This is a genomic window from Bradyrhizobium sp. USDA 3315 (assembly GCF_054056795.1).
Map to the genome: position 1 here is coordinate 8123383 of NZ_JBSRYP010000001.1, position 19681 is coordinate 8143063.

Consider the following 19681-nt stretch of genomic DNA (forward strand, 5'->3'; position numbering starts at 1 on the left):
AGAAAGGCGACAATTCAATCAATAAAAATCCGCGGAGAGGTCTCCGCGGATTTTCGATTTTGCTGCAAGCCTAGCCTAGAAAATATGAACGTTCGTGGCCGCCGGCAAGCCGGTGCTCACATGTGCGAGGTCCACCTTGTCGGAGCCTGTACCATTTGCCGAGTACCAGAGCTCATGGGTCGTATTGTTGAAGAAGAATTTGTTCGTGCTTGCACTTTCGTTCCAGGCGCTGGCGTTGTTCTCGGTCCCGCCGGTGACTGCCGATGACGTGAACTGGCCAGCCGTAAGGGCGTTTGAAACGCCCGTCGGCAGGCTCAGGCCGGCCACGTCGAGAAGGAGTGTATCACCGCTGTTGAAATCACTGATGATATCGTGGGCGGTCAGATTGAGAACAAACTTGTCGTCCCCACCATTGCCAGTGAGCGTCTCGTTGGTTGGTCCGGCGACAATGACATCATTGCCGGCCGTGCCCAGCAGGGTCGTGGTGCCATTGATGTTGATATTGATGGTGCTCGACGCCGTGTCGCCGTCACCGTCAATCGTCGACACGTTGAAGCTCAGATCCTCGGAGACGTTCGTGGTCGACGAAACTCCGACGCCAACCAGGTCGACCTTGCCGCTGCCTGTCACGTCCGTGAACTGGACAGTGTAGAGCTGCAGGCCGGCCGGCGCTGTGGGCGTCGACCATTCGGTGGCGACCGTGGTGTGGGTGGAAGGATCGAAATCACCGGATACCGATGTGATGGAGGCGGCGTGCACTCCGTCCCAATAAGATACGACGTAATGGATTTCGTCCCCGCCCTTGTAGTTGGAGAACGTGTAGTTCGCGACCGATTCGTTTGCCGGCGGATGGAACGCCGCATTGCCGACCGGACTGGCGATTGCGCCGCTCGTGAAATCGAACAGCAGCTTTTCATTGGGGTCGAAGTTATTGTTGTCGACGCCCCAACCGTTGGTAGATCCGTTCACACCGCCTTGGCTGCCGCCGGAGGTCGTTCCCGAAACAACCGCCAGTTGATCGGTGTTCGACGAAAGAACCTGCTCTTCCGATGGTCCCGAGCCGAAGGAAGATGAACTGCCGACATTCTGGATCGTTGTCTCCGTGAATGGCTGAAGCAATGTGAATAGGTAGTGACCGGTTGTGTCATCCAGATTCAGCGTGAAGATATTATTCGCTGCTGATGGGGCCGCACCGATATAGGCCGTCAAATTCTGTCCAAACGCGTCGATGGAATAGTGCACGGCCTGGCCATTGAACGTCAGGCCGGCCGGCGCCGTGTTTCCAGTCAAGGTGAAGTCATATGCGCCAAAACCATCGGCGCCGGAGAACACGGGTAGGTTACCTAGCACGGACATTCCCGCGTAATCGGCAATGATTCCATGCTCGATCGTGCCGAAACTCGGGCCGTCGTCGAGGAAGCTGATATGAGTGCTGATGTCGGCGGTGGCCGTCACATGATCGCCATCGGCGTCCGTCAACGTGACCGTCGCGCCGATCTTGCCGGCCGTCATCGTCAGCAGATCGTTCGAACTGGCGGTGCTGTTGTGGTGGAGCGAGAGATAGTCCGCCACATAGAGCTGACCGGTGATCGGATCGATGGCGATCGCGAAGGCCGTTTGGCCCGTCAGGCTGGGGTTGGCGGCATCGTTGCCCACAGTACCGATGATCCGGCCGCTGGCATCCAGCGATAGCGCGATCCCCGTGCCATCCGTCAATGTCAGGCCTGACGCAGCGCTGAGGACGCTCAACGCATAGGTCGTAGACCCCGCGCCGTCAGAGCCGAAGCTGCCGCCGGCCACCGTCAGGATGCTGCTCGCGCCCGTCGAGGCAAAGCTGAGCGCACCGTTGTCAAGTGACGCTGCCGACACGTCGGTGTCGACGCCCTTGTTCGCAACCGTGCTGAACAGCGCGGCGACAGTGCTGGCGGCACCGTTGAACGTGATCGCAGTGGAGCCGAGCACGTCGCTCGCGCCGCCGGTGGTCTGCACGCCGGGCGTCTCGTCCACGCCGATCGTAGCTGCGCTGACCGTCGCTGTCGGCGCCGTCGGGCCGCTATCCTGGATTATGAACACGCCGGTGCCGAGGTCGAGCGGCGTCGACACGCTGTCGCCGTCGGCATCGACGATGGTCTGCATCACCTGCAGCAGGTTGGCGCTCGAGAGCGTCAGCGTCGCCGCATCGTCCGAATTGTTCGGATCGGAGTGCCAGATGTTGTTGACCTGGGTGAAGGTCACGATGCCGGTTGCGGGATCAATGGTGATCGTGAAGTAGGTCGTCGCGCCAACCGAACCGGTGATGGTGTTGCCGGACTGGTTCAGCAGAATCTGCGCACCTTGTCCGATACCATCGCCGTCGCCGGCAGTCTTGTCGGTCGCATCGAGCGCATAGAGACCGGAGGCCACGTTCGAGCCCGTCAGCTTCAGCGTGTAGGTCGTCGAACCAGCACCGTCGCTGCCATAGCTACCGCCGGTGAAGTTGTCGGAGAAGTTCGCCGTCACGGAAACAAGCCCGTTCGGCGCCGTGCCGCCCGCGGTGTCGGTGCCAACAGGACGCGTCTCGTCCAGCACGAGCGTGTCGGTCGGGCCGGTCACCGTGCCGGCGGTCGGACCGCTGTCCTGGATCGTGAACACGCCGGTGCCGAGGTTCAGCGGCGTCGTCACGCTGTCGCCGTCCGCATCGGTGATGGTCTGCACCACCTGCAGCAGATTGGCAGCCGACAGCGTCAGCGTCGCCGCATCGTCCGGGTTGGTCGGATCGGAGTGCCAGATATTGTTAAGCTGGGTGAAGGTCACGATGCCGGTCGAAGGATCGATCGTGATCGTGAAGTAGTTGGTGCCGCCGACCGAGCCGGTGATGGTGTTGCCGACCTGGTTCAGCAGAATCTGCGCACCCTGTCCGATACCATCGCCGTCGCCGGCGGTCTTGTCGGTCGGATCGAGCGCATAGAGGCCGGAGGCCACGTTCGCACCGGTGAGCTTCAGCGTGTACGTCGTGCTACCAGCACCGTCGCTGCCGTAGCCGCCGCCGGTGAAGTTGTTGGAGAAATCCGCCGTCACGGTGTCGAGTCCGGTCGGCGCTGTGCCGCCCGCGGTGTCACTGCCAACAGGACGCGTCTCGTCCAGCACGAGCGTGTCGGTCGGACCGGTCACGGTACCTGCCGTCGGGCCGCTGTCCTGAATCGTGAACACGCCGGTGCCGAGGTTGAGCGGTGTCGACACGCTATCACCATCGGCGTCCGTGATGGTCTGCACCACCTGCAGCAACTCAGGGCGCGTCAGCGTCAGCGTCGCCGCATCGTCCGGGTTGTTCGGATCGGAGTGCCAGATGTTGTTGACCTGGGTGAACGTCACGATCCCGGTCGTCTCATTGATCGTGATCGTGAAGTAGGTCGTGCCGTTCGCCGAGCCGGTGATGGTGTCACCGACCTGGTTGAGCACGATCTGCGTTCCCTGTCCGATGCCGTCGCCGTCACCGGCGGTCTTGTCGGTCGGATCGAGCGCATAGAGGCCGGAGGCCACGTTCAAGCCCGTCAGCTTCAGCGTGTAGGTCGTCGACCCAGCACCATCGCTGCCGTAGCTGCCGGCGGTGAAGTTGTTGGAGAAGTCCGCCGTCACGGTGTCGAGCCCGGTCGGCGCCGTGCCGCCGGCGGTGTCGCTGCCAACGGGACGGGTCTCGTCCAGCACGAGGGTGTCGGTCGGGCCGGTCACCGTGCCGGCGGTCGGGCCGCTGTCCTGGATCGTGAACACGCCGGTGCCGACGTTGATCGGCGTCGTCACGCTGTCGCCGTCCGCATCGGTGATGGTCTGCACCACCTGAAGCAGGTTCGCGGCCGACAGGGTCAGCGTCGCGGCATCGTCCGGATTGGTCGGATCGGAGTGCCAGATGTTGTTGACCTGGGTGAACGTCACGATCCCGGTCGTCTCATTGATGGTGATCGTGAAGTAGGTCGTGCCGTTCGCCGAACCGGTGATGGTATCACCGACCTGGTTGAGCACGATCTGCGTACCTTGGCCGAAGTGGGTCGGGTCGGTGTCGGTCGGATCCAGCGCATAGAGACCGGAGGCGACATTCACGCCGGTCAGCTTCAGCGTGTAGGCCGTGTTGCCCGGGCCGTCGCTGCCGTAGCTGCCCGCCGAGAAGTTGTTCGAGAAGTCCGCCGTGACGGTGTCGAGCCCGGTCGGCGCCGTGCCGCCGGCAGTATCCGTTCCTGTGGGACGGGTCTCGTCCAGCACCAAGGTGTCGGTCGGGCCGGTCACCGTGCCCGCGGTCGGACCGCTGTCCTGGATGGTAAACACACCGGTCCCGAGATCGAGCGGCGTCGACACGTGGTCGCCATCCGCATCGGTGATGGTCTGCACCACCTGCAGCAGGTTGGCCGCCGACAGCGTCAGCGTCGCGGCATCGTCCGGATTGGTCGGATCGGAATGCCAGATGTTGTTGACCTGGGTGAACGTCACGATCCCGGTCGTCTCATTGATCGTGATCGTGAAGTAGGTCGTGCCGTTCGCCGAACCGGTGATGGTGTCACCGACCTGGTTGAGCACGATCTGCGTACCCTGCCCGAAATGGGTCGGGTCGGTGTCGGTCGGATCGAGCGCATAGAGGCCGGAGGCCACGTTCACGCCGTTCAGCTTCAGCGTGTAGGCCGTGTTGCCCGCACCATCGCTGCCGTAGTTGCCGCCGGTGAAGTTGTTGGAGAAGTCCGCCGTCACGGTATCGAGCCCGGTCGGCGCCGTGCCGCCTGCGGTGTCGCTGCCAACAGGACGGGTCTCGTCCAGCACCAAGGTGTCGGTCGGACCTGTCACCGTGCCCGCGGTCGGACCGCTGTCCTGGATGGTAAACACACCGGTCCCGAGATCGAGCGGCGTCGACACGTGGTCGCCATCCGCATCGGTGATGGTCTGCACCACCTGAAGCAGGTTCGCGCCCGACAGCGTCAGCGTCGCGGCATCATCCGGGTTGGTCGGATCGGCGTGCCAGATGTTGTTGACCTGGGTGAACGTCACGATCCCGGTCGTCTCATTGATCGTGATCGTGAAGTAGGTCGTGCCGTTCGCCGAACCGGTGATCGTGTCACCGACCTGGTTGAGCACGATCTGTGCACCTTGGCCGAAGTGGGTCGGGTCGGTGTCGGTCGGATCGAGCGCATAGAGGCCGGAGGCCACGTTCACGCCGGTCAACTTCAGCGTATAGGCCGTGTTGCCCGGACCGTCGCTGCCGTAGCTGCCGGCCGAGAAGTTGTTCGAGAAGTTTGCCGTCACGGTGTCGAGGCCGGTCGGCGCCGTGCCGCCCGCCGTATCCGTGCCGACGGGACGGGTCTCGTCCAGCACGAGGGTGTCGGTCGGACCGGTCACCGTGCCGGCGGTCGGGCCGCTGTCCTGGATTGTGAACACACCGGAGCCGAGGTTGAGCGACGTCGTCACGCTGTCGCCGTCGGCATCGGTGATGGTCTGCACCAATTGCAGGATTTCCGGACGCGACAGAGTCAGCGTCGCGGCGTCATCCGGGTTGGTCGGATCGGAGTGCCAGATGTTGTTGAGCTGGGTGAAGGTCACGATACCGGTCGAGGGATCGATCGCGATCGTGAAGTAATCGGTGCCGCCGACCGAGCCGGTGATCGTGTTTCCGACCTGGTTCAGGAGAATCTGCGCACCCTGCCCGAAATGGGTCGGGTCGGTGTCAGTCGGATCCAGCGCATAGAGGCCGGACGCCACGTTGGCGCCGGTGAGCTTCAGCGTGTAGGCCGAATTGCCCGGGCCATCGCTGCCATAGCTGCCGCCGGCGAAGCCGTTCGAGAAATCCGCCGTGACGCTGGCAAGGCCGGTCGGCGCCGTGCCGCCCGCGGTGTCGGTGCCGGCAGGCCGCGTCTCGTCGAGCACGAGCGTGTCCGTTGCGCCAGACAGCGCGCTCGCCGTCGGGCCGCTGTCCTGGATGGTGAACACACCGTTGCCGACATCGAGCGGCGTCGACACGTGGTCGCCGTCCGCATCGGTGATGGTCTGCACCACCTGCAGCAGGTTGGCCGCCGAGAGCGTCAGCGTCGCTGCATCGTCCGGGTTGGTCGGATCGGAATGCCAGATGTTGTTGAGCTGGGTGAACGTGACGATGCCGGTCGTCTCGTCGATCGTGATCGTGAAGTAGTTGGTGCCGCCGGCCGAGCCGGTGATGGTGTCACCGACCTGGTTCAGCAGAATCTGCGCACCCTGCCCGAAATGGGTCGGGTCGGTGTCGGTCGGATCCAGCGCATAGAGGCCGGAGGCGACGTTGGCACCGGTGAGCTTCAGCGTGTAGGCCGTGTTGCCCGCGCCGTCGCTGCCATAATTGCCGCCGGTGAAGTTGTTGGAGAAGTCCGCCGTCACGGTATCGAGGCCGGTCGGCGCGGTGCCGCCTGCGGTGTCGCTGCCGACAGGCCGCGTCTCGTCCAGCACAAGGGTGTCGGTCGGACCTGTCACCGTGCCCGCCGTCGGGCCGCTGTCCTGGATCGTGAACACGCCGGTGCCGACGTCGAGCGGCGTCGACACGCTATCGCCGTCCGCATCGGTGATGGTCTGCACCACCTGCAGCAGGTTCGCGGCCGACAGGGTCAGCGTCGCGGCGTCATCCGGATTGGTCGGATCGGCGTGCCAGATGTTGTTGAGCTGGGTGAACGTCACGATGCCGGTCGTCTCGTCGATCGTGATCGTGAAGTAGGCGGTCCCGCCGACCGAACCGGTGATCGTGTCACCGGATTGGTTCAGCACGATCTGCGCACCTTGGCCGAAGTGGGTCGGGTCGGTGTCGGTCGGATCCAGCGCATAGAGGCCGGAGGCCACGTTCACGCCGGTCAGCTTCAGCGTGTAGGCCGTGTTGCCCGCGCCGTCGCTGCCGTAGCTGCCGGCCGAGAAGTTGTTGGAGAAGTCCGCCGTGACGGTGTCGAGGCCGGTCGGCGCGGCGCCGCCGGCAGTGTCGGTGCCGACAGGACGGGTCTCGTCCAGCACCAACGTATCCGCCGCCGCGACCACCGTGCCGGCGCTCGGGCCGCTGTCCTGGATCGTGAACACGCCGGTGCCGACATCGAGCGGCGTCGTCACGCTGTCGCCGTCGGCATCGACGATGGTTTGCACCACCTGCAGCAGGTTGGCGCCAGACAGCGTCAGCGTCGCCGCATCGTCCGGATTGGTTGGGTCGGAGTGCCAGATATTGTTGAGCTGGGTGAATGTCACGATCCCGGTCGAGGGATCAATGGTGATGGTGAAATACGTCGTCCCGCCGGCCGAGCCGGTGATCGTGTTGCCGACCTGGTTCAGCAGAATCTGCGCGCCCTGCCCGATGCCGTCGCCGTCGCCGGTGGTCGTATCGGTCGCATCAAGTGCGTACAGACCGGACGCCACATTCGCGCCGGCGAGGTTCAGTGTGTAGGTCGTGTGGCCCGGGCCGTCGCTGCCATAGCTGCCGGGCGTGAAGTTGTTGGAGAAGTCTGCGGTTACGGAATCAAGGCCGGTCGGCGCCGTGCCGCCCGCGGTGTCCGTGCCAACCGGACGGGTCTCGTCCAGCACCAGGGTGTCGGTCGGGCCGGTCACCGTGCCGGCGGTCGGGCCGCTGTCCTGGATCGTGAACACACGGGTGCCGACATCGAGCGGCGTCGACACGCTGTCGCCGTCGGCGTCGGTGATGGTCTGCAACACCTGCAGCAGGCTGGGGCTCGACAGCGTCAGCGTTGCCGGATCGTCCGGATTCTTCGGGTCAGAATGCCAGATGTTGTTCGACTGCGTGAAGGTGACGATCCCGGTCGACGGATCAATGGTGATGGTGAAATACGTCGTCCCGCCGGCCGAGCCGGTGATCGTGTTGCCGGACTGGTTGAGGACGATTTGCGCGCCCTGTCCGATGCCGTCGCCGTCGGCAGTGGTCGTGTCGGTCGGATCCAGCGCGTAGAGACCCGAAGCCACGTTCGAGCCGGTGAGCTTCAGCGTGTAGGCGGTATGGCCGGGTCCGTCGCTGCCGTAGCTGCCGGACGTGAAGTCGTGGGAGAAGTCCGCCGTTACGCTGGCAAGCCCGCTCGGCGCAAAGCCGCCCGGCGTGTCGCTGCCAACCGGGCGCGACTCGTCCAGCACCAGCGTTTCGGCCGGGCCTTCCTTCTCGATCACCGTGCCGGCCGTCGGACCGCTGTCCTGAATTGTGAACACGCCGCCACCGAGGTTGATCGGCGTTGCCACGCTGTCGCCGTCCGCGTCAGTGATGGTCTGCACCACCTGCAGCAGGCTGGCGCTGGAGAGGGTCAACGTCGCCGCGTCATCCGGGTTGGTCGGATCGGCATGCCAGATGTTGTTGACCTGGGTGAAGGTCACGATCCCGGTCGTCTCGTTGATCGTGATTGTGAAGTAGGTCGTGCCGTTCGCCGAGCCGGTGATGGTGTCACCGGACTGGTTCAGCACGATCTGCGCACCCTGCCCGAAATGGGCCGGGTTGGTGTCGGTCGGATCCAGCGCATAGAGGCCCGAGGCGACGTTCGTGCCGGTGAGATGCAGCGTGTAGGCGGTGCTGCCGGCACCGTCGGCGCCGTAGCTGCCGCCGGTGAAATTGTTGGAGAAGTCCGCCGTCACGCTGGCGAGGCCGGTCGGCGTGGTGCCGCCCGCGGTGTCGCTGCCGACGGGGCGCGTTTCGTCGAGCACCAGCGTGTCGGTCGCGCCGGTCACCGTGCCCGCCACCGGACCATCGTCAAGGATCGTCAGATGCGAGCCGACGTCGACGCTCGCACTTGCCGACTGATTGTTGTTGTCAGTCACGGTGGCGGTCAGCGTGATCAGACCCGACGCCAGCGTGATCCCTTCATTGAAGTTGCCCGGTGTTGCCTCATGAACCGCGCGCAGATCGGTCAGCGTCACATGACCCGCGGTGTCAACCGAGACCGTGAGGACCAGATCGCCACTGATCGCCGTGCGGCCTTCCACGACGCCGGCCGCGTTGACCGTCAGCAGAACGTGCTGACCGGTCGCCGAATCGATCAGACCGGAATCTTCGTTCGGTGTCGTGACCGACAGCGCATAGGTCAGCGACTGCTGGCCGCCCGGTACCGTGACGTTGAACGACACCTGCACAGACGCGACCGTTGCCCCTGCTGGTCCGAGCCCCGAACCGGCGACACCATGGTTGGTGGCCGCGGTCAGGAAGCTCTCGTCGACAATCAGCGCCGACAGGGGGTTGCCCGAAATGGTCGGAGGCGGAGCAATGCCCAGCACGAAGCCGGTCGGCGGCACAGGGGTCACGAGGTTCGGCAACTCTTCCTGCGGCGCCAACACGTTGGTCGGCACAGGAGCTAGCGGATCAACCGCAAACGGGCGGAAATCCGCGCCGCTCGCCTGCGCGTTGCCGTTCGAGTTGCCGCCATTGTCGGCCGCCGGCAACACGGAGGCATCCGTGGTGATCGGAAACAGACTGGCGAATTCCTGGACCGAGACCTCGCGTCCCGGCGCCATCTCGATCGTGACATTCTTCTGTCCATCCGTACGGGAGTCGAAGAACGGCTCAACCGTGACGGTCGACTGGTTGTCGAACAGGATGATCAGCTTTTCGCCGACGTGGACCAGCGTGATCTTTTCATTGGCGATCGACGAAAAGTCGACCTTCACCTTCTGGTCGTATCCAAGATTGACGACCACCGCCTGATCGGTCAGCGGCTTGGTCAGCTTGTAAATTCGTACGGGAGCCGAATTGGTGGAATTGCCGGTGCCGGTTGCCTGAGCGACCTGAAACGAACCCTGCATTATCAACTCCGCAAAATGCGATTAGAGGAAAAGTTGTAGAAAAATTTAGTTTTAGGCTATTGTTAACCCTCCCCGCGGTCAAGAAATGTATTTGGTTAATCAATGCTTTCCGTGGAAGTGTGGTAAAGATCGGACAGGTCGAAGCTGAAAGAACAACGGCTTAGCCGGATTAACTTGGCCAAAGGCAGTATTTCCCCGGCCCCCGTTCGTCCTTCCCGGCGATTTGGAGCAGAAGTCGATGCGGGTGATTCTTCAGGCGTGTGCCGCTGTCTTGATTTGGGGCTGCTTCGGCGCGGCGGCCGCGCAAGCCCCTGCACAACCTGTCCCGCAGGAGACCACGGTGGAGCGCCAGGTTCGCGCCCTGGCCAACCGGGACACCCAGATTGGCCTCTATCTCAACGTGTTACCAGATTGCACGTCGGGGCCGCTGCCGACCATCCGCCTGGTCACTGCGCCGGCTGCCGGAAAGGTTGTGGTGAAGTCGGCGAAGGCGAAGGCCACCAATTACAAGGCCTGCCTGGCGCTCGAGGTGCCGGCCTATGTCGCCTTCTACAAGGCGCCGCCGGAATTTCTCGGCGACGACGCCCTGACCATAGAGGTCAAATATCAGGGCGGTCGAACCGAAATTCAGAAGATCACCGTCAAGGTGAGTGCACCAGGCGGGCAGCAGAAGATCTGATGGTGTTGCGGGCGATCTGAGGCCCGCGCGCCCGACCAATCGCCTTACAGCGGCTCGCCCTCGGCTTCGTCCTGCTGCAATGACATCTCGCTCGGTGCGGAGGCCGGTTGGCTGAGCGAAGCTCTATCCTCGTGGCAATCGCTGATTCGGCGGGCAACCACCCGGTCGGTCCGCGGCGCCTGACCAACATTGGTCTTGTTGACCTCGGTATAGGCCTCGTCGCTGAGAACCGTGATGACGGTGCTGACCGGCCCGAGATAGTCGCAGCGGTTGGAGAAGACGTATTTGTTGTTGATCTTCTCCGGCCGCGAAGAGTGGCAATTTCCAACGGACGGAGATGAGAAGGTCGCCTTCATCGCCTGGGTTGGATCGACACAGCGCGTCATTTCGCGCTCGAGCAGCGTTTGTCGGACGTTCGAGGACGTGGCGATTTCCAGCGTCCGCACGAAGCGCCACATTCCCTTTCGGAAGGTCGGTCCGCTGAATCCTTCCTCCGCCAGGGCGCTCGGGGAGGCGAGCACGAACACGGAAAGCGCGGTCACGACGCCAAGCGCGGATGCGAAGATCTTCGACGGGGCGAAGCCCTCACGCGATGTCATTTATTGAATCCCTAACCGGCTGATTGACGCGGATCGCGTGACTTCGCTTGAAGCACGTCCAACCTCACATCATTCAGGAGCATTTCGTGTTAAGACCCCGTAAATGCTTGGCCTTCTCGAAGCTCTCCCGAGCTCTTGCGCCAAACACGGTGAATGCCCGGTTGCTTGCTTCAGGCCGGGGCAGCTTCGGCGCGAAAGGAAGCGCAGCGTCTGCGTCGTCGGGGACGAATGGACGCCTCGTCCGCCGCCACTGCCGTTTGATTGCCGGCTAGTGCTGCAAAGCCGCCGCAGCGGACTTGTCAGTCTTGGCCTCGGACTTGGCCTCAATCTTGGCCGCGCTACCGTCGTCGCAGTCGCCAATCCTTGTCGCGACAACCGTGTCGGTCCGGGGATGCTCTCCGGTGCTGATCTCGTTCAGCTCGGTATAGGCCTCGTCGCTGCGCACGGTGATGACGGTGCTGACCGTCCCCATGTAATCGCAGCGGTGTCCGAAGGTGTATTGATTACCGACCTTTTCGGGCTTGTCCGAGACGCAGCTTCCGATCGATCCCGAGGCAAAGGTCGCCTTCATGGCGTGGGTCGGGTCGACGCAGCGCGTCGTCTCCGCGTTGACCATCCGATACTTGAAGTTCTTGTTGGCGGTCCTCACCACATCGAGCGTTCGCACGAAGCGCCACAAGCCCTTGCGGAAGCTCGGGCCAGAAAAGGCTTGATCGCCCTGAGCCGGCTGCGCCGCCGCCGCCCGGCCGTTCGCCGGTTTAGGAGCCTGAGTCTGCGCATGAGCTGCCAGCGCAGGCAATGAGACAATCATCAGAGTCAGTAGCGAACGTGCAATGCCACCACGGAAGTCCATTCCCACCCCCGATGTCCGTCCGAATGCGTTCGTGATGCGATCCGGTCAGCGCATTGAAGCAATCTCCGGAACACGACTCAATAGATCACACCACTTGCAGGGCGAATTGTGGCCAGTAAAGGCGCATTAACGCTACCGGGCAGCTTGCAGCCGAATTCAGACTCACTGCAGCAAACTTGCAACACCTGACACGCCATTCGCGATGGCGCCGGCCGATCTTCCCCGCACCGGATTGGGCAGAGAGGTTTGACCTCAGAGGTTTTTTTTGCTCATTTAGCGCGAGATATTTTCTTCAATTACTTAGCCTATCGCTGGACGAGGGGGCACTGATGCGTATTCGGTTTGGCTACACGGTCGCAGGCATTTTGGCGTTGGGCGCAACGTCGTTCGGCAACTCGGGGCCGGCGGCGGCAGCGGACCTTGGTCTCGTCACAAAGGCACCGGTCGGCACCTGCACCGAGATCGTCTTCACCTGCGAGAACGGCCATCAATATCCGCTGTGCCCGCGCGCCGTGTCGGTCGCGGGCGAAGTGGTCACGGCCTCCCTGCTCACCGGCCGTGGCGGCATCCATGTGCGGCACGTTCCGATGGGCGTCGGCTATCGCTATGCGGGCCGCGGCGTCTGGCTGGACGGCTTCCGGGAAAACGCGCTGCTCAACTTCGGCAAGCGCCACCAGGTGGCGTGCACCATCGCGCATTCATGAGTGCGCGCTCTGCGTCGCTGCAATCGGCGTGACGCAGAGCACCTCAAGCAGCCGAACTCTCCTCACCCCTTGGTGCGGAGCACGACGCGCGACGAGCGCGAGAACATATACGCCTTCGGATTGACGTAGACCGGGCAGTAGTCCTGCCACTGGTACAGCTGCCAATTCCATTTCCAGCAGCCCGATACGATCTGGGGCTCTTGCACGTAGTCCAGCCGGTACGGCGGATCGCCAAACGGATAGTAGTCGCCGCACCGCGCCGCCGTCGAAGACAGAACGACGATTGAAGCGGCCGCGGCAATGATCACAGAAAATGACTTGTTCATAACGCCCCTCGATGGAATGACGTGACCGCACGAGAGTGCCAAATCCGCCGGTCGTTATCAAGGTGCCGGCCGCCTGCTGCCGGCCGCCTGCCGTAAGACGTCAACCGGCCGCCTACACCGCGCGATTCTGCGTCGGCGCCCGGCCGCCGCCATCGGCGACCAGCACCACGCCGGTCACGAAGGACGCCTCGTCGGAGGCCAGGAACAGGCAGCACGCGGCGATCTCGGCGGGCTCGGCCATCCGTCCCAGGGCAATGCGTCGTTCGACGCCGCGAATCTCGGCATCGACGGTGGTGCCGTTCTGGTCCGCGAGCAGCTGCATTTCATGGGCGCTCATCGGCGTGCGCACCCAGCCCGGTGCCACCGCATTGGCGCGGATGCCGTCGGCGCCGTGCGCATAGGCCAGCGAGCGCGTATAGGCGACGACGGCAGCCTTGCTGGCGGCGTAGCTTGCGCTGTCCGGGCTGGCATTGAACGCGGCAACCGAGGCGACGTTCACGATCGCGCCGCCGCGCTGCCGGAGCAGCGGCAGGGACGCGCGACAGACACGCATCGTCCCCGTGAGGTTGACATCAAGCGTTTTGGCCCAGACCTCGTCGGAGACGCTGGCGGGCTGATCCGGCACGATCAGGCCGGCGGCGTTGACGACGATGTCGAGCCACGCGCCGCAGGCGGTGATGGCCTTTGCGATGTCGTCCGGCCGGGTGACGTCACCATGGATTGCCTGCCCGCCACACTCCACTGCTGCGGCCTGCAACTCGGCGTCGCCGAGGCCGAACAGCACGACGCGCGCGCCGCTCAACGCCAGCAGCGCCGCCGTCGCCCGGCCGATCCCCGTGGCTGCGCCGGTCACCAGCGCCGTCTTTCCGTCGAGCCGCGGCATCAGGGCATGATCCGGAAAAGTGGAAACCGGTTTTCCGAGAAGATCATGCTCATCTAGGCTCCCCACTGCCGTTCGACGGCAAATCCGGTCTCCGGCAGCGTCGAGCCGCCGTCGACGACGATGGTCTGCCCGGTGACGTATTTGGCCTCGGTGGAGGCGAGATAGAGCATCGCGCAGGCGATGTCGTCGGCGCTACCCATGTGCCCCATCGGGATAAAGCGCTCGAGCTTCGCCTTGTTCTCCGGCGCGCTCATGGTGCCGCGGCCCGGCTTTTCGATGAAGCCGGCCTCGACGCCGTTGACCGTTATGCCGTCGCGCGCGAGTTCGAAGGCGGCGCCGCGGATGAATGCGTTGACGCCGGCCTTCGCCGCCGAGTAATGCGCGCCGCCGCCCATCGCGACGCGCGCGGAGACCGAGGATGTCACGAGGATGCGCCCGAACCTGACGGCACGCATGTGCGGAATTGCGGCCTGCGCGAGCCAGATGCTGGCGTTGAGGTTCAGCGCCAGCGTATCCTCGAGCTTGGCTTCATCGAGCTCCTCAAGCGATGACCACGGACAGCCGCCGGCATTGTGCACGACGATATCGAGCCGGCCGTATCTCGCGGCCACACCGTCAACCAGCGCCCGCAAGCTGCCGCGATCGAGCCTGTCGAACGGAACGCAATGCGCCGCCCGTCCATCGGCCACGAGTTCGCGTGCCAACGCCTCGGCCACATCAAGAGTCCGGTTGGCGATCACCACGGTCGCGCCGGCCTCTGCGAGCCGTCTCACGATGGCCGCGCCGATCCCCCTGCCCCCGCCGGTGACGATGGCGACCCGGCCGTCAAGATTGAACGGAGCCGTCTGCATCAGATTGCCCCCGCGCCGCGCAGCAAGTCGATGAACTGCGCCAACGCCGCCGTGTGCTTGTCGACGTCGCGCGCCGACGTCGCCGGACACATCAGCAGCATGGTGTGGAACGGGGTCACCAGAATGCCCTCGTTGATGTAGAACGCATGCAGCAGGGTCTCGAGATCGGGTTGCCGGCCCGCAATGACGTCGGCGCCGCTGCGCGGCGGCTGCGGCATGAACATGATCTCGGCGCGCGCGCCGATCTGCGTCACGTGCCAGGGCAGACCGGCCGCCGCGATCAGGCGGCGCGCTTCCTGCGCGAGCCAGGTCGCGGTTCCGATCATCCGCTCGTAATTCGCAGAGGTCAGCACCTTCTCCAGCACCGCGCGCATGGTCGCGACCGTCAGCGCGTTGCCGGCAAGCGTGCCGCCGAAGCCGAGATGCGCCGATTGCCGCTCGCGCGGATTGACGTGGGGAACGAGTTTCCAGAGCCGCTCGGCGATCTCCTGGCTGAGACCGAACACGCCGGCAGGGATGCCGCCCGCGATCGCCTTGCCCACGACGAAAATGTCGGGATCGAGCCCATGGCTCTCCGTATAGCCGCCCGGTCCGCAGGACAGTGTGTGGGTCTCGTCGATGATGAGGACGGTGCCGGCGCGGCGGGTCAGGTCACGCAAGGCACGGTGAAAACCGGGATCGACCGGGATCATGCCGAAATTCGTCATCAGCGGCTCGGTCAGCACGCAGGCGACGTCGCCATGCGCAAGCGCCGCCTCGAGGCCCGCAACATCGTTGAATTCAACGACCCGGCTCACGGCATCATGATCGATGCCGTTGGGATGGATCATGTTGCGCAGGCCGACCCGGCCGTCGCGGATCTCGACATGCGCCTCCTCGACGCCGCCATGATAGCAGCCGGAGAACACCAGCACCTTGCGCCGGCCGGTGATCATACGCGAGATGCGGATCGCGGCACGGTTGGCGTCGGTCGCCGACGTCGTCAGCGTCCAGTATTTCGGGCCGAAGCGCCGCGACAGCTCGGCGCCGACCCAGATGCTGTCTTCCGTCGGCAGCATCATGGTCGCGCCACGCTTGAGCTGAGCGAGCGCCGCCTCGGTCACCGCCTCGGGCGCGTGTCCACACATGCCGCCGGTGTCGCCAAGGCAGAAATCGATGTAGTCGCGTCCGTCGATATCCCTGATATGCGCGCCCTGCGCCTCCTCGGCATAGACAGGGAAGCCGCCGGCCCAGCGCCGCATCCAGTGCGACGGGCCGCCATAAAGATAATGCTGCCTTCCCTCCTGCCAGGCCGCGGCCGAGCGCGGGTGCAGCGCGCGAAAGCGCTCCTGCTCGGCATCGAGCAATCGGTTCAGAACGCCGGCGCGTTCGGCAGCCAAAGATGTCATAGCGCGATCCAGGCGGTCTTGAGGTCGGTATAGGCGTCGAGGGCGTGCAGCGACTTGTCGCGTCCGAAGCCGGATTGCTTGAAGCCGCCGAGCGGCACCGTGATGTCGGCGCCGCCATAGGCGTTGACGTGCACGACGCCGGCCTTGATGGCGCGCACCATACGATGCGCCGTCGACAGACTTGCGGTCCACACCGCCGACGCAAGTCCATAGGGGGTCGCATTGGCGAGCGCTGTGGCATCTTCCTCGCCCTCGAACCGCGTCACTGCCAGCACCGGGCCGAACACCTCATCGCGCCAGACCTGCATCGACGGCGTCACTTCCGTGAGGATCGTAGGCGCCATGAAGTTGCCGCCGCTCTCGGCGCGGATCTGCTCGCCGCCGATCAGCCACGTCGCGCCCTGCGCTTCCGCGCCGGCAACGGCATCCAGGTTCTTGCGCAACTGCGGCTTGCTCGCGATGGCGCCGATATCCGAGCTCAGTTCGAGGGGATCGCCGACGCGGAGCTTCGCGGTGGCGTCGCGCAGTTCGGCCATGAAGCGATCATAGATCGAGGATTGCACCAAGAGCCGCGATCCGGCCACGCAGACCTGGCCGGAGTTTCGGAAGATCCCGCTCGCGGAGACTTTGGCCGCATGCTTGATGTCAGGCACATCGGCGAACACGATGTTGGGCGACTTGCCGCCAAGCTCTAGATGGACGCGCTTCAGGTTCGATCGCGCCGAGCATTCCAGGAGACGCCGGCCCACCGCACCCGAGCCGGTGAAGGCAAGCACATCGACATCCATGTGCAGCGCGAGCACTTCGCCGGCCGTTGCGCCGCGGCCGGTGACGACGTTGAGCACGCCGTCGGGCAACCCCGCCTCGGTCGCGAGCTCGGCAAACCGCAACAGCGTCAGCGAGGCAAGCTCCGGCGGCTTGACCACGACCGAATTTCCGGCGGCGAGCGCCGGGCCGATCTTCCACGCTCCGATCATCAGCGGGAAATTCCACGGCACGATCACGCCGACGACACCAAGCGGCTCGCGATGCACGAGCCCGAGCACATCGCCTGAGGTCGGCGCGATCTCGCCATAGACCTTGTCGATCGCCTCGGCGTAGTAACGGATGGTGCCGGCGGCCGAGAGCGGTTCGGCCTTGTAGGCCATGCTGATCTCGGTGCCGTTGTCGCGGACGCCGAGCACCGCAATCTCGAGCGCATGCCGCTCGATGAGGTCGGCGAACCGCAGCAATACCTTCTTGCGCTGCGCCGGCGCCGCGCGCGACCAGCCACCCTGCTCGAAGGCCTGCCGCGCATGTCTCACCGCGGCGTCGACATCGGCCGCATCGCCGTCAGCGATGCTGGTCAATGGCTGGCCGTCGATCGGCGACACGACATCAAGCCGCGCCTCGCTGATCGCCGGCGCCGGCCGGCCGCCGATGAAGAGCTGCTGGGCCGGAATGACGGCCGCGCGTAATCGATCGATCTGGGCTTGCTGCATGCGAGATAACTGTGACGATAACAAAAGCGGCTTCCGAGCAAGACCGCTGGCACGGCGCAATCCTCGCCAAATCAAGGCTTTGGCAGCAATCAACCGATAGGTGGATGTCACGGCAAGGCGTGTCCCCATAGCGTGATCGCACGATGGCCGAGCGCTCCGCCTGCGTTATCCAAACCGGTTGTCACCATCCCTTACGCCTGCCGGCGAGCCGAAGGTCATGCCTGAGATGACGCAGCCCCGCATTCTCCTGATCGGAACGGGAGACACCAAGGCCGACGAACTGCTGTTCATGAGCGAGTGCATCGCGCGCGCCGGTGGCCGAACCATCATGATGGACATTAGCGTGCTCGGGGATCCGCCGTACCAGGCGGCACATGACAAGCACGCGGTGGCGGCCGCCGCACAGACCACGATCGAGGCGATCGCATCGAGCGGCGACGAGAATTCCGCGATGTCACTGATGGCGGTTGGCGCCGCCAATCTGGCGCGCGCGCTCGCGGAGCGCGATGCCATCGACGGCGTGATCGCGATCGGCGGTACGATGGGCACCGACCTTGCGCTCGACGTCGCGCAGGCGCTGCCGCTCGGCCTGCCGAAGCTGATCGTCTCGACCGTCGCCTTCTCGCATCTGATCCCGCCCGAGCGCGTCGCCGCCGATCTGATGATGATCCTGTGGGCCGGCGGTCTCTACGGCCTCAACGGTACCTGCACCGCCGTGCTGTCGCAGGCCTGCGGCGCGATCGTCGGCGCCGCCAGAAGCGCAATCAAGCCGCGTAAGGACCGGCCGGTCGTTGCGATCACCTCGCTCGGCAAGAGCTGCCTGCGCTATATGGTCGAGCTCAAGCCGCAGCTCGAACGGCGCGGCTACGAGGTGGTCGTCTTCCACACCACCGGCATGGGCGGCCGCGCGATGGAATCGATCGCCGCGCAAGGTGGCTTTGCCGCGGTGCTGGACCTCAGCCTGCAGGAGGTCGCCAACCAGCTCACCGGCTCGGTGGTCAATTCCGGCGCTGACAGGCTTGAGAATGCAGGCAGAGCCGGCATTCCACAGATCGTCGCGCCGGGGGCGATCGACATGGTCGACTTCCCGGCATGGCTTGGGGTTCCGAGCGAGCTGTCGGATCGCCCGTTCCACGCGCATAACCGGCTGCTTGCGTCGGCAACGTCGGGATCCGCTGATCGCCAACGGATCGCCCGCGCGATTGCCGAGAAACTGTCCCAGGCCAACGCTCCCGTTGCCTTCGTGCTGCCCGCCGGCGGCATCCAGCAATGGGATCGCGAAGGCGAAGCCTTGCACGATCCCGACGCCCTCGCCGCCTTCGTCGACGCCATGCGATCGGCGATCAAGGCGCCGGTCGAGCTGCACGAGATCAAGGATCACATCAACAGCGCCGCATTCGACGAAACGGTGCTCGGCATCTTCGACCGATGGGTCGCTGCCGGCATTGTCCCTCGCGGCGGCACCACGGCTGCCGCATGAGGAGGCCGCTTGCCCAGGCGCTGGTGCTCGACTTCGGCGGGGTGATCTCGAAGACATTGTTCGAGACCCATGACCTGGCCGAGCGCGCGCTCGGGCTCGCCCCGTGCACGCTGAAATGGCTCGGACCGTTCGCACCCGACAGCGATCCGCTCTGGACGAGCATGCAGCGTGGCGAGATTTCGGAACGCGACTACTGGCTCATCCGCAGCCGCGAGGTCGGGCGCCTGGTCGGCGAGGACTGGCGCGACATGGAGACCTTCGTGAAACGCGCGCGCGGCGCCGATCCCGACACCGTGATCCGCCCCGAGGCAGCGCGCGCGATCACCCTCGCCGCCGATGCCGGGTTCCGGCTCGCCATCCTCTCCAACGAGCTCGACCTGTTCTACGGCACCGATTTCCGCAGCCGTCTCTCCATCCTCAAGCGCTTCGACACCATCGTCGATGCCACGCATACCGGGATCCTGAAGCCCGACCCCCGCGCCTATCAAAGCGTGCTGGACGAACTGGCACTGGAGGCAGACAATTGCGTCTTCGTCGACGACCAGCGCCGCAACATCGCAGGCGCCGCCGCGTGCAACATGCGCACGGTGCTGTTCGATGTGCGCAATCCTGCCGCGTCCTACAGCGAGGCGCTGCGGCATTTCGGGCTGCAATTCGACTAAAGCGCTTTCGAGCGAAGTGGTACCGGTTCGC

Annotated in this window: 12 protein-coding genes; 4 read left to right on the forward strand and 8 right to left on the reverse strand. The window is 64.6% G+C overall.

Annotated features, from left to right (window positions below; all coding sequences use genetic code 11):
- Positions 1-75: 75 nt before the first annotated feature.
- Entirely contained in the window at positions 76-9744 is a 9669-nt protein-coding gene (locus tag ACVIYL_RS38230; protein ID WP_456780976.1) for a beta strand repeat-containing protein, read from the reverse strand.
- 238 nt (positions 9745-9982) lie between these two features.
- Here ACVIYL_RS38230 and ACVIYL_RS38235 point away from each other — a divergent pair, with 238 nt between their 5' ends.
- Entirely contained in the window at positions 9983-10423 is a 441-nt protein-coding gene (locus tag ACVIYL_RS38235) for a hypothetical protein (protein ID WP_456780977.1), read from the forward strand.
- Positions 10424-10467: 44 nt separating this feature from the next.
- Here ACVIYL_RS38235 and ACVIYL_RS38240 read toward each other — a convergent pair whose 3' ends face one another.
- Positions 10468-11022, reverse strand: coding sequence for a DUF3617 domain-containing protein (locus tag ACVIYL_RS38240; RefSeq protein ID WP_456780978.1), 555 nt, complete (start codon positions 11020-11022; stop codon positions 10468-10470).
- Positions 11023-11290: 268 nt separating this feature from the next.
- Complete coding sequence (locus tag ACVIYL_RS38245) at positions 11291-11875, reverse strand: DUF3617 family protein (protein ID WP_456780979.1); 585 nt, start codon at positions 11873-11875, stop codon at positions 11291-11293.
- A 329-nt stretch (positions 11876-12204) separates the two neighbouring features.
- Between ACVIYL_RS38245 and ACVIYL_RS38250 the strand changes: the two genes are divergently transcribed.
- A complete protein-coding gene (locus ACVIYL_RS38250) occupies positions 12205-12579 on the forward strand; it encodes a hypothetical protein (RefSeq protein WP_456780980.1) in 375 nt (124 codons plus the stop codon).
- 62 nt (positions 12580-12641) lie between these two features.
- Here the strand turns inward: ACVIYL_RS38250 and ACVIYL_RS38255 are convergent, their stop codons facing one another.
- The 5 genes from ACVIYL_RS38255 to ACVIYL_RS38275 all read right to left on the reverse strand — a co-directional run bounded on the left by ACVIYL_RS38255 (position 12642) and on the right by ACVIYL_RS38275 (position 17508).
- Complete coding sequence (locus tag ACVIYL_RS38255; RefSeq protein ID WP_076826182.1) at positions 12642-12905, reverse strand: hypothetical protein; 264 nt, start codon at positions 12903-12905, stop codon at positions 12642-12644.
- A gap of 112 nt (positions 12906-13017) precedes the next feature.
- Entirely contained in the window at positions 13018-13788 is a 771-nt protein-coding gene (locus tag ACVIYL_RS38260; protein ID WP_456780981.1) for an SDR family NAD(P)-dependent oxidoreductase, read from the reverse strand.
- A gap of 53 nt (positions 13789-13841) precedes the next feature.
- Entirely contained in the window at positions 13842-14639 is a 798-nt protein-coding gene (locus tag ACVIYL_RS38265; protein ID WP_456780982.1) for an SDR family oxidoreductase, read from the reverse strand.
- Entirely contained in the window at positions 14639-16027 is a 1389-nt protein-coding gene (locus tag ACVIYL_RS38270; protein ID WP_456780983.1) for a transaminase, read from the reverse strand. The genes ACVIYL_RS38265 and ACVIYL_RS38270 overlap by 1 nt, the downstream gene beginning before the upstream one ends.
- Positions 16024-17508 (reverse strand): aldehyde dehydrogenase, encoded by a 1485-nt coding sequence (locus ACVIYL_RS38275; RefSeq protein ID WP_456780984.1) that lies wholly within the window; start codon positions 17506-17508, stop codon positions 16024-16026. Before ACVIYL_RS38275 ends, ACVIYL_RS38270 begins: the two co-directional genes overlap by 4 nt.
- A gap of 217 nt (positions 17509-17725) precedes the next feature.
- On the opposite strand from ACVIYL_RS38275, the gene ACVIYL_RS38280 reads away from it, so the two are divergent.
- Positions 17726-18988: a Tm-1-like ATP-binding domain-containing protein gene (locus ACVIYL_RS38280; RefSeq protein WP_456780985.1), complete on the forward strand. Its 1263-nt coding sequence runs from the start codon at positions 17726-17728 to the stop codon at positions 18986-18988.
- On the forward strand, positions 18985-19650 hold the full coding sequence (locus tag ACVIYL_RS38285; RefSeq protein WP_456780986.1) for an HAD family hydrolase: 666 nt from the start codon (positions 18985-18987) through the stop codon (positions 19648-19650). The genes ACVIYL_RS38280 and ACVIYL_RS38285 overlap by 4 nt, the downstream gene beginning before the upstream one ends.
- Positions 19651-19681: the final 31 nt, after the last annotated feature.

Coding starts and splice junctions, on each gene's coding strand:
- ACVIYL_RS38230 (WP_456780976.1), bottom strand. CDS start 9,744: ATGCAGGGTTCGTTTCAGGTCGCTCAGGCAACCGGCACCGGCAATTCC.
- ACVIYL_RS38235 (WP_456780977.1), top strand. CDS start 9,983: ATGCGGGTGATTCTTCAGGCGTGTGCCGCTGTCTTGATTTGGGGCTGC.
- ACVIYL_RS38240 (WP_456780978.1), bottom strand. CDS start 11,022: ATGACATCGCGTGAGGGCTTCGCCCCGTCGAAGATCTTCGCATCCGCG.
- ACVIYL_RS38245 (WP_456780979.1), bottom strand. CDS start 11,875: ATGGACTTCCGTGGTGGCATTGCACGTTCGCTACTGACTCTGATGATT.
- ACVIYL_RS38250 (WP_456780980.1), top strand. CDS start 12,205: ATGCGTATTCGGTTTGGCTACACGGTCGCAGGCATTTTGGCGTTGGGC.
- ACVIYL_RS38255 (WP_076826182.1), bottom strand. CDS start 12,905: ATGAACAAGTCATTTTCTGTGATCATTGCCGCGGCCGCTTCAATCGTC.
- ACVIYL_RS38260 (WP_456780981.1), bottom strand. CDS start 13,788: ATGCCGCGGCTCGACGGAAAGACGGCGCTGGTGACCGGCGCAGCCACG.
- ACVIYL_RS38265 (WP_456780982.1), bottom strand. CDS start 14,639: ATGCAGACGGCTCCGTTCAATCTTGACGGCCGGGTCGCCATCGTCACC.
- ACVIYL_RS38270 (WP_456780983.1), bottom strand. CDS start 16,027: ATGACATCTTTGGCTGCCGAACGCGCCGGCGTTCTGAACCGATTGCTC.
- ACVIYL_RS38275 (WP_456780984.1), bottom strand. CDS start 17,508: ATGCAGCAAGCCCAGATCGATCGATTACGCGCGGCCGTCATTCCGGCC.
- ACVIYL_RS38280 (WP_456780985.1), top strand. CDS start 17,726: ATGCCTGAGATGACGCAGCCCCGCATTCTCCTGATCGGAACGGGAGAC.
- ACVIYL_RS38285 (WP_456780986.1), top strand. CDS start 18,985: ATGAGGAGGCCGCTTGCCCAGGCGCTGGTGCTCGACTTCGGCGGGGTG.